Raw genomic sequence first — 13265 nt, forward strand, 5'->3', positions numbered from 1 at the left:
CGGCATGTTCACGGCAGATGAGATGACGACAGGCTGATCAGCGCCGCGTTCAGTACACGTCGCGTACGTAGCGCTTCGCCGCGGCGAGCTGCTTGACGTACGCGGTGGCGTCGTCGGGGGCCAGGCCACCGTGGCGGGCCGCGATGTCGCGCAGGGTCTGGTCGACGTCCTTGGCCATCCGGGCGGCGTCGCCGCACACGTACACGTGCGCGCCCTCCTGCAGCCAGCTCCACAGTTGCACGCCGTGCTCGCGCATCCGGTCCTGCACGTAGACCTTGGCCCGCTGGTCGCGGGAGAAGGCCAGGTCCAGCCGGGTCAGCAGGCCGTCGTCGTGCAGCGCGGCCAGCTCGTCGCGGTAGTAGAAGTCGGTCGTGCGGCGCTGCTCGCCGAAGAAGAGCCAGTTGCGGCCGGGGTGGCCGAGGGCCCGGCGTTCGTCGAGGAAGCCGAGGAAAGGAGCCACGCCGGTGCCCGGGCCGATCATCACCATGGGGGCGCCGGGGTCGGCGGGCGGCCGGAAGTGCTTGGTGGGCTGGACGTGCACCGGGACGGTGGTCTGCTCGGGGCTGTCGGCCAGGTACGCCGAGCACGCGCCGCCCCGCGTCGTGCCGCGCGGGTTGCGGAAGCGCACCACCGAGACCGTCAGGCTGATCCGGTCGGGGCTGGTGAGCGGGCTGGAGGAGATGGAGTACAGGCGTGGTTGGAGCCGTTTGAGCACGTCGGCCCACTCCTGGGCCGTGGCGCGCACGGGAAGCTCGGCGAGCACGTCCACGGCCTGGCGACCCCACACCCATTTGTCCAGCTCGCCCTTGTTGCCGGGGCGCAGGAGCCGGCCGAGGTCGCGGTCGTGGGTACGTTCGGCGACGAACTTCAGCAGGCCAGAGGTGATCTTGGTGATGTCGAGGTGGCGGTACAGGGCCTCGCGGAGCGGCAGCGTGCCCAGGCCGGGGAGCTCGACGGTGTCGGCGGGGCTGAGGCCGGTGCCGGCCAGCCATTCCATGACCAGGTCCAGGCTGTTGACGGGCAGCACGCCGAGGGCGTCGCCCGCCTGGTAGGTCAGCTCGCCGCCGGTGTCGAAGGTGAACTGCCGAACCTCTTTGGCCGAGCCCGGCAGGCTGAGCAGCCTGTTCGCCGACAGCGTCGCGGTGAAGGGGGTGGCGCGGGTGCCGGACGGCGTGGCCGTCGTCGGTTCGCTCCGCGCCGGTCCGGGATCGGCCAGGGTGGACAGGAGCTGGTTGAGCCAGTCCAGGGCGCGTTCGTGCTCGTCCGGCTCGCAGTCGACGCGTGGCGCGAGGCGGAGCGCGCCGAGCTCCTCCAGGCGCCGGTCGAGGCGCCGGCCGTGGCCGCAGAAGTCGTCGTAGCTGGAGTCGCCGAAGGCGAGGACGGCATAGCGTACGCCGTCGAGCCGCGGCGCTCCGGGCTCGGCGAGCGCGTCCCAGAACGCGGTGCCGTTGTCGGGGGCCTCGCCGTCGCCGAACGTGCTGGAGATGATCAGCAGGTCCGCGTCCGGCGTCAGGGCCTGCGGGGCGCAGTCGTCCATGCTGAGAAGCCGGGCGCTGCGGCCGGCGCCCGCCAGCCGCTCGGCGCTGGCCGCCGCGAACTCCTCGGCGTTGCCCGTCTGCGAGGCCCACAGGATGACGATCTCGCGTGCCGGGGCCTCCGGATCGGCGGGCCCGGGCTCCGGTTCGGTGGGCTTCCGCGCCGGGCGGACGATGCGGGAGAAGGCGCCGGCCAGCGCCCCGTTCACCCACACCGCGTGGTCCGGCGCGAAGGGCGCATGATCCGGCAGCACCGGTACGTCCGCTCCGTCGAGCGGGGTGCTCGCCAGGCCGGACAGGAATCCGGACAGATAGCGGCGTTCCGACGGGGAGAGCTCCGGCGGGGTCACGTCGGCGAGCCCGAACAGGCCGCGCAGCGCGCCGACGGCGACCGGCGCCCGCACCTCCTCGGCCGTACGAACATCGGATGCCGGGACGGGAGCGGCCGTGGCGGGGTCCGGGGCGACCTTGGCGAGGGAGACCGCGCACACCTTCAGCTCGGGCTGGAAGGAGATGGGGTCGACGGCGTCGCTGGTGACGGCGTTGACGCTGAGGTACTCGCCGAAGAGATCGTTCCAGTGGAACGGCGCGAACAGGTTGCCCGGCATGACCCGGTCCGTCACCACCGCCGGCAACACGGCCCGCCCGCGCCGCGAGGAGACCGTCACGAGGTCGCCCTCGCCGATGCCGTGCTCGGTGGCGTCGGCCGGGTTGATCTCCACGAACGGGCCGGGGTTGAGCTTGTTCAGCTTCGCGATCTTGGCCGTCTTGGTGAGCGTGTGCCACTGGTGCTGCACCCGCCCGGTGTTGAGCACGTACGGGAAGGTGTCGTCGGGCAGCTCGGCGGCGGGCAGGTGCGGACGCGGGAAGAAGACGGCCCGGCCGTCGGGGGTGGCGAAGGCCAGCCGCGGGCCGCTGCCGTCCTCGCGCGTGAGCGTCTCCTGGCTGCGGCCGTCGTTGAGGTAGCGGACCGGGTTGCGCTCGCCGGAGCCGGGCGGGGCGGGCCACTGCACGGGGGTTTCGCGTAGCCGGTCGTACGTCACGCCGCGCAGGTCGTACCCGGTCGCCGGGTTCCACGCCCGCTTGATCTCCTCGAACACCTCCTCCGCGCTCGAATAGGAGAAGCCGTCCTCGAACCCCATCTCGCAGGCGACCCGGGCGATGATCATCCAGTCGGGCAGCGCCTCGCCGACCGGATCGACGGCCTGCCGGAGCAGGGTGAGGTTGCGCTCGGAGTTGATCATCACGCCTTCGGTCTCGGCCCACAGGGCGGCGGGCAGGACCACGTCGGCGTAGGCGTTGGTCTCGGTGGCCGCGAAGACGTCCTGCGTGACGACGAACTCGGCGGCCTCCAGACCCGCGATCACCGTCCTGCGGTTGGCGACGCTGGCCACGGGGTTGGTGCAGATGATCCAGCACGCCTTGATCTCGCCCTCGGCCATCCGGGAGAACATCTCGATCGTGCCCTGCCCGACGTCGGTACGCAGCGTGCCGGGCGCGATGCCCCACAGGTCCTCGACGAACCGGCGGTCCTGCTCCACCAGCACCGAGCGCTGCCCGGGCAGGCCGGGGCCCATGTAGCCCATCTCGCGGCCGCCCATCGCGTTGGGCTGGCCGGTCAGCGAGAACGGGCCGCTGCCCGGCCGGCAGATCGCGCCCGTGGCCAGGTGCAGGTTGCACAGCGCGTTGGTGTTCCAGGTGCCGTGGGTGCTCTGGTTGAGCCCCATCGTCCAGCAGCTCATCCACTCGCCGGCCTCGCCGATCCACCGGGCCGCCTGGCGCAGGTCGGCCTCGGGGATGCCGGTGAGCTCGGCGACCTTGGCGGGCGGGTAGTCGAGCAGGAAGTCCGGCATGGCCTCCCAGCCGCGGGTGTGCTCGGCGACGAACTCCTCGTCGACGTGCCCGTTCTCCACCAGCAGGTGCAGCAGCCCGTTGAGCAGGGCCAGGTCCGTGCCGGGCCGGATCTGCAGGAACAGGTCGGCCTTGGCGGCGGTGGCGGTGCGCCGCGGGTCCACCACGATCAGCTTGGCGCCGGCCTTGACCCGGTCCATCATGCGCAGGAACAGGATGGGGTGGCAGTCGGCCATGTTCGCGCCGATGACGAAGAACACCTCGGCGCGCCCGAAGTCCTCGTACGAGCCGGGCGGGCCGTCCGAGCCCAGCGACAGCTTGTAACCGCTGCCCGCGCTGGCCATGCACAGCCGCGAGTTCGACTCGATCTGGTTGGTGCCGACGAACCCCTTGGCCAGCTTGTTGGCCAGGTACTGGGCCTCCAGCGTCATCTGCCCGGACACGTAGAACGACAGCGAGTCGGGCCCGTGCTCGTCCAGGATCGCGCGCAGCCGCCGGGCGGTCGCCGTGATCGCCGCGTCGACGCCGCTCTCCTCCGGCTGCACGCCCCTGGCGGGCCTGACGAGCGCGCGTTCCAGCCGGCCCGGGGCGGCGAGCATGTCGGCGCTGGTCGCCCCCTTGGTGCACAGGCGACCGGCGTTGGCCGGATGGCTCTTGTCGCCGGCGACCTTGACCACCCGCCGCCGCCCGTCCACGCCCCGGGCCACGTCCAGGACGATCCCGCACCCTACGCCGCAGTAGGAGCAGACGGTCTTCACACGCGCGATGGCGTTGCTCGGGTCTGTCGCCGTCATCGGCCCTTCCCCTTCGACAGGGCCTGAACGACGTTCCCTCTCCGTGGGCGCGCCGCAGCCGCACCGGGCAGATCCAACGCGCAAAACGTAAGAAACAGGCGTTACGCGGATGTCACAGCAGCCGACCGCCGCCGGTTACATCCACATCACCGCCGATCCCCGCCCGCCACACGCCCAGGGTCACGAGGCGGCGCGGGCGAGCACGTCGCGGATGAGGGCGACCACCTCGCCGGGGGTGAACTCCATGGCGTTGTCGCCGACGCTGATCTCGAAGCTGCATCGGCTCGGGCCGGGCGCGGAGCGGACCCGTCCCCAGAGCTGGATGCCGCGTTCGGCGAGGATCTCCTCGCCGGCCCGCTCGACGGCGCGCCTGGGAGCCGGCAGGTGGACGTGGAACAGCGGCGTCTGCGGGGGATCGGGGTAGGCGTGGGCGGCGCCGTCGGCGTTGACGGCCGCCGCGATGGCGACGGCGTGCTCGTGGTAGGCGGGCATGCGTGCGGCCAGGGTGTCGAGGCCGACGAGGGCGGCCAGGGCGAGCGGCCAGGCGTCGCGGATGCCGCCGCCGAGCCGCTGGCGCCACACCCGGGCCGCGTCCACCGTGGCGGTGTCGGCGGCGAGCACGGCGCCCCGTACGCCCTGCAGGCTCTTGTAGAGCGAGACGTAGACCGTGTCGAAGAGAGCGGCGATCTCGTCGAACGGCCGGCGATAGTACGTCTGGGCCTCCCACAACCGGGCGCCGTCCAGGTGCGCGGCGGCGCCGGTGGCCCGTACGAGGGCGACCTGCTCGCACAGGTCCTGCCATTCCGGAAGCAGGCCGCCGAGGTCGCGCTGCGGCAACTCCCAGACGACCGCCGCGAGCGGCTCGCCCGCCGCCCGCAGATCGTCGGTGGTCATCAGCTCGTGCGGGTCGCCGGTGCGGCGCATCCGCAGGCCGTGGACGGCGTTGTAACCCTGCTCCTCCCAGACGTCGAGATGCGATTGCGGGTGCGCGGCGAAGGTGCGGCGCCCGCGCCGGTCGGCGTGCAGGCGCAACGCGACCTGCTGGGCCATCGTCCCGCTGGGGAAGAACAGGGCGCTTTCCTTGCCGAGGAGCTCGGCCAGCCGCCGCTCCAGCACCGCTACGGGGCCGTCAGGGCCGTCCGGCGGGGTGTCGTCGTCCACGAGCGCCAGCATCTGCTCCAGCATCACCCGTGGCGTACGCCGGATCGGCGCGTGCAGGAACAACGACCGTCGGATCATCTGCATATCCTTCGCTATTGCGACTATTTCGCAATAGTAGCCTGCCAGCGCCCGGATGGGTCAGAGGTCAACGGTCAGGCGAACGGTCACCACGTCCCCCACGTCGAGCCCTTCGGCCTTCCGCACCCCCGCCTTCACCGGCACGATGTAACGCCCGTCCTTCGGGAACAGCGACGTCTTCCACCGGGTCTCCCGTATCTGGGCCGTGACCGGGATCATGCCCCAGCCATAGCTCACCGCGCCGGCGGTCGTCTCCAGATCACGGCACTCCTCGTCCGGAACGGTGATGAAGTGCCAGGGCGCCGGCCCCCTCCAGAACCACATCTCACTGCTGAACTCCACGTTCATCGACCCAGGATAGGAGCTGCTAAAGCCCGAGATCGTCCAGCTCCTTCAGCAGCGCGCTTCGAGGGCTCTGCCGCGGTGGGGCGGACGGCGTGCGCCGGGACCGGCCGCGTTCGCGGAATATCCAGCCGCCCGCCAGGCCGCCGGCAAAGCCGAACAGGTGAGCCTGCCAGCCGATCCCCTCCTGGGGCAGCAGGCCGGCGAACTGGTAGGCGAAGCACAGGGCCATGACCACGCCCACCACGATGTCGATGAGATGCCGGTCGAACGCGCCGCGCACCAGGATGTAGCCGAAGTAGCCGAAGACGACACCGCTCGCGCCCGCCCCCGTGGCGTCGGGGCTGGCGGTGAACCAGGCGCCGAGACCGCTGACCAGGATGATGAGCCCTGTCACGCTGAGGAACTTGCGCACGCCCCGATAAGCGGACAGGAAGCCGAAGATGAACAACGGCCCCGAGTTCGCCTCGATGTGCGCCCAACTCCAGTGCAGGAACGGCGCCGACACGATGTCGGGCAGGCTCGCGGGGTTCCACGCCTGGACCCCGTACTCGTAACTCAGCGTGTAGCCCGATGCCCAGTTGGCGATCTGGATCGTCCAGATGACGGCCAGCGCTCCGACCATCACCCATAACGCCTTGCGCGCCTCAGCGATCATGATCTCGGCCGTAGGGCCTTTGGCTTCCACGTGATTCCTCCGGAGCGTCCGTGCCTTTTCCGGGAATCAGTATCGGGGCCATCGATCACGAATACGGCAGCAGCCGGCGACGACGTCAGGGCTTGTTCAGGTAAGTGAGTACGGCGAGGACGCGGCGGTTGTTGTTGTCGTCATCGGTGATGCCGAGTTTGCCGAACATGGAGGTCGTGTACTTGCTGACAGCGCTCTCGCTGAGAAAGAGCCGCCGGCCGATGGCCTGATTGGACAATCCCTCGGCCATGAGGCCGAGCACGGAGTATTCGCGTTCGGTGAGCTGTCCGAGTCGTCGGTCCGAGGACCCGCTGGACAACAATTTGGCGATGACCGCCGGGTCCATGGCGGTCCCGCCGGCTGCGACGCGTTCGAGGGCGTCGATGAACTGATCGGCGTCGAACACGCTCTCCTTGAGGAAATAGCCGATGCCGCCGGCGCCGTCGGCCAGGAGTTCGCGGGCGTACAACTGCTCGACGTGCTGCGAAAGGATCAGGACCGGCAGCCCCGGCACTTCGCCGCGGGCGGCGAGGGCCGCCCGCAGGCCCTCGTCGGACTGGGTCGGCGGCATGCGGACGTCGACGACGGAGACATCGGCCCGCCACCTCAGCAGCGCGTCGAGCGTCTCGGGCCCGGTGGTCGCCGTCGCCACCACCTCGTGCCCGTACGCCTGGAGCAGGCGGACCATCCCGTCGCGCAGGAGGTAGAGGTCTTCGGCTACAACGATTCGCATGGCACGACCATCCTCACACGCGTCGGACCGCCCGCCGGACTGGTGATCTCCACGGTGCCGTCGAAGACCGCCAGGCGCCGGCGCAGCCCCGCGAGTCCGCCCCCGGCGCTCACACTCGCCCCGCCCCGGCCGTCGTCCTCGACGTCGACGGCGACGCCGGTCTCGTCGCGGGTGATCGAGATCCGCGCCCGGGTCGCGTGGGCGTGCTTGACGGCGTTGGTCAGCAGTTCGGCGACCCCGAAGTACACGGCGGACTCGATCGGCGGGTCCAGGCGCAGCTGAACGCCGGCGCTCACGGCCACGTCGAGCGGGCTGTCCAGGGCGAGGGCGCGGACGGCGTCGACGAGCCCGCGCTCGTTCAGCACCGGCGGGCTGATGCCCCTGACCAGCTCGCGCAGTTCGTTCAGGGAGGTGGCGGCGCCCACCCGCGCGTCCCGCAGCAGCGCCCTGGCCTGGTCGGGGTCGGTCTCCATGAGTTTCTCCGCGGTCGCCAGCGAGAGCCCGAGCGCGACCAGGCGTGCCTGCGCTCCGTCGTGCAGGTCCCGCTCGATCCGGCGGATCTCGGCGGCCTGCGCGACCGTGGTGTCCGCGCGCTGGGCCGTCAGCTCATCGACCCGGTCCGCCAGCGTCATCGCGGGCGACGGGCGCAGGAAGCGGACGGCCACCGGTACGACGGGCCGCCAGGTGTACGGGGCGGCGGCGACCGCCACGACCAGGCCGAGCACCCCGACGAGGAGCGACGACCGGCTGAACCCGAGGACCGCCGCCACGGCTCCGGCCGGCGGGACGGCGGCGACCACACCCGCGGTGAGCGGCGCGATCGCCGTGAACCGCAGGTCGCGCCAGAAGCCGGGATCTCTCCACCGGGTCCGCCACTTCTGGTCCATGAGGGCGTCGCGTCTGGTGCGCTCGTAGCTGAAGCCGTTCCACCAATACCCGGTGGACAGCTGCGTCACCGGCGCGGCCTGCCGATCTCCGGCGGGGATGACGGTGCCCGTCCACTTCGCGACGACGGCGCGGACCATCCGGCTCACCGGGCGCGCCAGGGCGAGCGTGCCGATGCACGCCCACACGAACGGCACCGTCCCCGACCACGGGTCCCCGCCCCACCACCAGATCCACAGAGCCACGGCGGCGGCCCACACGGCCGGGACCGGCATGGTGACGGCCACCACCACGCAGGCACGCACGAACCCCACGCAGGCGCTCGACACCCACTGTCGCATGATTCTTCCTTCTCACTTCACGACCACGGCTTGGTGTCTTCACTGTGCACCGCGCCGGAGCCGCTCCCCGCCGGATCGGCCCTGAAGTGGGTCTGGACCCACCCAACCGTACGTCCAGCCCCATACCGCCCCATCCATGCCCTCCCTAGCGTGATCACCAATCCAGACAACACAAGGGATGAAACAGACATGGAATCCTTCGGCAAGGTCAAGATCCTCGTCGCCGCCTACGGCGCGCTCAGCGCCGCCGTGCTCGCCACGGTCGCCGTCCTCGCGATCGGCGGTCAGACGGTGACCTCGTTCATGTGGGGCCGGTCGGCGGGGGTGCTCGCGAGCGCCGCGGTGACCTACTGGCTGACGGTCCTCGCCGCACGGGGAGCCCGGTGGGCCTATCTGCGTGTACGCGTCATCTCGATCGTCATGCCGGTCGCGATCGTCGCCGTCGACATGATCCCAGGCATCTGCCCGATGTGGTTCGCCATGATGCAGGCGGTATGTGCCCTCCCCATCGCCGCGGCCGGGTTCGTCGTCAACGGATCCGCCCTGCGCGCCGCCTTCCCAGCGGTTGACAGGGTGCGGAGCCAGCGGCGATCCTCAGCCGGATAAAGATCAATATTTCCCTGGGGCGGCGGTGGAAAAGCGGATGAAGCTGATCAGCATGGGATTGCTCGCCGGTGTGCTCGCGGCGGCGGCCGGCGCCTTGGTGGCCCGCCGGCGCTACGTGGTGGTCACCGTCGAGGGGACGAGCATGGCTCCGACCCTGCACGACGGCGACCGGGTGCTGGTCCGGCGGCGCCGGATCGGCCAGGTGGCCAGGGGCGATGTCGTGGTGCTGGAACCTCCGTCCGACCCGCGAGTGGGGATCGACGGCACGCGCTGGAACATCAAGCGCGCCGTAGCCCTGCCGGGTGACCCGGTGCCGCCGGACGTGGACGGCGCCGCGGAGCGCGTGCCCGCGGGTGCGCTGGTGGTCTACGGCGACAACCCCCGCAGCGTCGACTCGCGGCAGCGCGGTTTCTTCCCGGCCGATCGCCTGCTCGGGGTAGCGCTGCGCCGGCTGGGCGGGTCTGCCCTGTAGGCGGCGGGACGTGAAGTTCCGGATGCTCGGACCGCTGCGGATCGAGGGCGACGACCCGCCGGCGGGATGGGCGATGATCACGGCTCCCAAGCAGCGGACCGTCCTCGCCATGCTGCTCGCCCGGGCGGGCCACGTCGTACCGATCCGGTCACTGGTGGCGGAGGTCTGGGACGACCAGCCGCCCCGCTCCGCGGTGGCGAACCTGCGTACGTACCTCATGCAGTTGCGCAAGCTGATGCCGCCCGCGGCCGACCCGGCCGTGGAGCGGCTGGTGACCTCGGACGCCGGTTACCTGTTGCGGGTCGAGCCCGAGGAGTTCGACCTCTTCCAGTTCGAGGCGCTGTCCGCGCACGCCCGCCAGGCGCTGGGCAGGCGCGATCTCAGCACCGCCCTGGACTCCTACACCCGGGCCCTCGCGCTGTGGCAGGGGATGGCGGCCGAGGACGTGCCGCTGGGGCCGACACTGCGGGAAGTGGTCGCGCGGCTCACCGACCACTACCTGAGCGTGGTGGAGGAGCACGCGGACATCCAGCTCGCCCTCGGCAGGCACGCGACGGCGGCCAAGCGGCTGCGCGAGGTGATCGGGCAGTACCCGCTGCGCGAGCGGCTGCACGGCCAGCTCATGGTGGCGCTGTACCAGAGCGGCGACGTGGTGGGCGCGCTGGACGCGTTCGGGGCCGCCCGGAAGGTCCTCGCCGACGAGCTGGGCATCGATCCGGGCCCTGACCTGCGCAGGCTGCATCAGCTGATCCTGCGCAGGGACCCGGCCCTGCTGTCGGAGGAGGAGGCCCCCGCCGACGACGGGCGGCCGCGGCCGCGCCAGCTGCCGCGCGCGCCGAGCGTGTTCGTGGGCCGCTCGGCCGAGCTCGCCCGGATCCACGCCGTGCTGGGCGCCGGCGCGGGACCGCCCGTGCTGGCGCTGCACGGCCCCGGCGGGATCGGCAAGTCGACGCTCGCCATGAAGGCGGCGTACGGCGTGGCCGACCGGTACCCCGACGGCCACCTCTACGCCGACCTCCAGGGATCGACACCGAGCCTGTCGCCGTTGCGCCCCGACGAGGTGCTCGGCCGCTTCCTCCGCGCGCTGGGGGTGCCTCCGGGCGAGGTGCCCGCGGCGCCGGCGGAGGCGGCCGCCCTCTACCAGTCGGTGCTGGCCGACCGGCGCGTCCTGGTCGTCCTCGACAACGCCGTCGGCGCCGCCCAGGTGGCTCCCTTGCTGCCGGCGGGCGGTGGCTGCGCGGCGCTGGTCACCAGCCGGTCGGCCCTGACGACGCTGGACGCCGTACCGATCGCCGTGAACATGTTCGACGAGGAGCAGTCGGTACGGATGCTGGCGCTGCTGGCCGGTCAGGCGCGCGTGGCCGCCGAGAAGGAGGCGGCGGCCGAGATCGCGAGCTGGTGCTGCCACCATCCGCTGGCGCTGCGCATCGCCGGCGCCCGCCTCGCGGGCCGGCCGGACTGGTCGCTCGCGGGCTTCAACGAGCGCCTGAGCAACCAGCGGCGGCGGCTGGACGAGCTGCAGGCGGCCGACCTGCGCGTCCGCTCCTGCTTCGAGGTCGGCTACGCGACCCTGACGAGCGCCGCGAGGACCGTCTTCCGCCTGTTCGGCGTGCTGGAGGTGCCGGAGGTGGGCGTCGAGCTCGTCGCCGCGCTGGCCGACGTCGACCTGAAGACCGCCGAGACCGTGCTCGACGAGCTGGTCGAGGCACGCCTGATCGAGCCGGTCGGCGAGAGCCGGTTCCGCACGCACGACCTGCTGCGGCTCTTCGCGGGGGAGCTGGCCGCCTCCCACGACTCGCCGGAAGACCTGGACCTGGCCGTACGGCGGGCCCTGGACTGGTACCTCGACCTCTGCCACCAGCTGCGCGACCTGCTGCAGTCGCACCTGCGAGCCGGCGGCGGGAGCCGGGAGCGCAGGCGCGATCCCGGCCTGGTGCTGGGTGACCCCGCCGCGGCCGTGCGGTGGCTCGACACGGAGCTGCACTGCCTGGTCGCGGCCGCCGTCCAGGCCGCGCGCGGGGAGCCGGATACGGCGCGCTTCGCCATCGAGCTGATGACCCTGGTCAAGGCCACGGTGATGAAGGGCGGCTACTGGCGGGAGCTGGAGACCATCGCACGGCTCGCCATCGAGGTGGCGCGGCGCGACGGCGACCGCGGCGCGGAGGCGTCCACGCTCGCGACCCTGGGGCTGCTGGAGTGGCGGGCCGGCCAGGGGGAGGCGGCCGGCGGCCACCTGCGGCGCGCGCTCGAGCTCTGGCGCGACCTGGGCAACCGCGAGGAGGAAGGGATGGCGCTGCACAACCTCGGCTGGCTGCACATGCAGACCGGCGACCTCAACGCGGCCCTCGGCCGCATCAGCGCGAGCCTGCGGCTGCTCAAGACGCACGGGTCCAGGCGCGTCGGGCTGGTCGGCCACAGCCTGGGCGAGCTCCTGCTCCAGCTGGGCAGGGACGCCGAGGCGGTGGACCGCTTCGAACGGTGCCTGACCGTCCGCCGGGCCGATCGCGACCTGAACGGCGAGAGCATCACGCTGGCGGCGCTCGGCCGCGCCTACTGCCTGCTCGACCGGCGGGACGAGGCGCTGGCCGCGATGGACGAGGCGCTGGCCCGCTGCGAGGAGACCGGCAACCGGGAGGACGAGTGGGAGGTGCTGCTCAGCAGGTCCGAGATCCGGCTGCGGCAGGGTGCCCTCGCCGCGGCCGAGCGCGACCTGGTCAGGGCCCTGGAGCTGGCCGCGCAGATCGGCGACGCGTACGGCTACGCCGCCTGCACCCGCCAGCTCGCCAGGGCCAGGACGGCATCGGGCGACCCGCGCGCCGCGGGGGACGCCCGGCGGGCCGAGGAACTGTTCGCGGATCCGGCGATGCGTCTCAACCCGGTGCTGGAAAGGCTGCTCACCGCCCAGGTGTAGCGCGGCTGTATCGGTCGCTGTATGTCCCCCAAATAGCGTTTCGGCCTGACCGCATCGCTATACAAGGAGCGAACATGACTTCTGTCTTGGGCAAGCTCGGCGACAGGATTCTCGACAGGCTCGTCCCGAAGGCGTCCGCCGAGGCGGCCGCGGAGTGGTACGTGCACTGCTACTGCAGGGAGCGTTCCGACTTCAGGAAGATCTGCACGACCGCCGGCGGCACGACCCGCTGCGGGTCCTGCTACGCCTTCAGGGTCTGCGGCGGCTAGGTAGAACGCGCGGACCGGCGGCGGCCTCCTCCGCCGCCGGTCCCCGGACACGAGGGTGACGCCGTGCTCTATCTCATGATCATGTGTCGGGCGCTGCTGGCCGCCGTCTTCGCGATCGCGATCGCGGGGAAGGTCCGCGGCCGATCGGCGTACGGCGAGTACGTGTCCTCGATCGTGGTCCTCAAGATCCTTCCGCGAACCGTGTCCACCATGGCCGCGCACGCCCTGCTGGCGGCGGAGGCCGCCTCGGTCGTCCTGCTGGCGCTGCCGTGGACCGTGCCGCTGGGTTTCGCGGTCGCGGTGGGCACGCTCGCCGCGCTGACCGGCGGCATCCTCGTCGCCCTGCGCCGGGGGCGGCAGGCGCCGTGCCGGTGCTTCGGCGCGTCCGTCACGCCGCTCGGCCGGCCACACGTGATCCGCAATCTCGTCCTGGCGGCGTCCGGCGCCACCGGGCTCGCCGCATGGGCCGCGTCCGGCGCGGCGGTGGCGCATCCGGCCGGTGTCGCGCTCGCTCTCGTCGCCGCCGCCGTGGGCGCTCTGCTCGTGGTGCGCCTCGACGACCTGTTGGAGCTGTTCACCGCCTGAAGAGGGGTTGTCCG

At 71.9% G+C, this 13265-nt stretch carries 11 protein-coding genes; 5 read left to right on the forward strand and 6 right to left on the reverse strand.

All coding sequences use genetic code 11. The features are described from left to right. Window positions 1-49 precede the first annotated feature (49 nt). The 6 genes from AB0J87_RS53850 to AB0J87_RS53875 form a co-directional block, all read right to left on the reverse strand. Window positions 50-4180, reverse strand: coding sequence for a bifunctional nitrate reductase/sulfite reductase flavoprotein subunit alpha (locus AB0J87_RS53850; protein ID WP_363981473.1), 4131 nt, complete (start codon window positions 4178-4180; stop codon window positions 50-52). Window positions 4181-4360: 180 nt separating this feature from the next. Beyond that, a complete protein-coding gene (locus AB0J87_RS53855) occupies window positions 4361-5419 on the reverse strand; it encodes a beta-eliminating lyase-related protein (protein WP_363981475.1) in 1059 nt (352 codons plus the stop codon). 60 nt (window positions 5420-5479) lie between these two features. Beyond that, the gene (locus AB0J87_RS53860) at window positions 5480-5767 is read right to left on the reverse strand and encodes a DUF1905 domain-containing protein (RefSeq protein ID WP_350733675.1); all 288 of its coding nucleotides are present in this window, start codon (window positions 5765-5767) and stop codon (window positions 5480-5482) included. 19 nt (window positions 5768-5786) lie between these two features. After that, window positions 5787-6419 carry a rhomboid family intramembrane serine protease gene (locus tag AB0J87_RS53865; RefSeq protein ID WP_363981479.1) on the reverse strand — a complete coding sequence of 211 codons (633 nt, stop codon included), beginning with the start codon at window positions 6417-6419 and terminating at the stop codon, window positions 5787-5789. Between the two features lie 115 nt (window positions 6420-6534). Next, on the reverse strand, window positions 6535-7182 hold the full coding sequence (locus AB0J87_RS53870) for a response regulator transcription factor (protein ID WP_355206893.1): 648 nt from the start codon (window positions 7180-7182) through the stop codon (window positions 6535-6537). Then, a complete protein-coding gene (locus tag AB0J87_RS53875; RefSeq protein WP_363981482.1) occupies window positions 7167-8408 on the reverse strand; it encodes a histidine kinase in 1242 nt (413 codons plus the stop codon). The genes AB0J87_RS53870 and AB0J87_RS53875 overlap by 16 nt, the downstream gene beginning before the upstream one ends. Before the next feature lie 189 nt (window positions 8409-8597). Here AB0J87_RS53875 and AB0J87_RS53880 point away from each other — a divergent pair, with 189 nt between their 5' ends. The 5 genes from AB0J87_RS53880 to AB0J87_RS53900 all read left to right on the forward strand — a co-directional run bounded on the left by AB0J87_RS53880 (window position 8598) and on the right by AB0J87_RS53900 (window position 13251). Further along, a complete protein-coding gene (locus AB0J87_RS53880) occupies window positions 8598-9014 on the forward strand; it encodes a hypothetical protein (RefSeq protein ID WP_363981485.1) in 417 nt (138 codons plus the stop codon). A 37-nt stretch (window positions 9015-9051) separates the two neighbouring features. Then, window positions 9052-9486 (forward strand): signal peptidase I, encoded by a 435-nt coding sequence (lepB, locus tag AB0J87_RS53885; protein ID WP_363981488.1) that lies wholly within the window; start codon window positions 9052-9054, stop codon window positions 9484-9486. 10 nt (window positions 9487-9496) lie between these two features. Next, window positions 9497-12397 carry a BTAD domain-containing putative transcriptional regulator gene (locus AB0J87_RS53890; protein ID WP_363981491.1) on the forward strand — a complete coding sequence of 967 codons (2901 nt, stop codon included), beginning with the start codon at window positions 9497-9499 and terminating at the stop codon, window positions 12395-12397. 74 nt (window positions 12398-12471) lie between these two features. Beyond that, on the forward strand, window positions 12472-12666 hold the full coding sequence (locus AB0J87_RS53895; RefSeq protein WP_363981493.1) for a hypothetical protein: 195 nt from the start codon (window positions 12472-12474) through the stop codon (window positions 12664-12666). Between the two features lie 63 nt (window positions 12667-12729). Next, window positions 12730-13251 carry a MauE/DoxX family redox-associated membrane protein gene (locus tag AB0J87_RS53900; RefSeq protein WP_363981496.1) on the forward strand — a complete coding sequence of 174 codons (522 nt, stop codon included), beginning with the start codon at window positions 12730-12732 and terminating at the stop codon, window positions 13249-13251. The last annotated feature ends 14 nt before the right edge of the window (window positions 13252-13265 follow it).

The organism is Nonomuraea sp. NPDC049625 (assembly GCF_040675285.1).
Lineage (GTDB): Bacteria > Actinomycetota > Actinomycetes > Streptosporangiales > Streptosporangiaceae > Nonomuraea > Nonomuraea angiospora_A.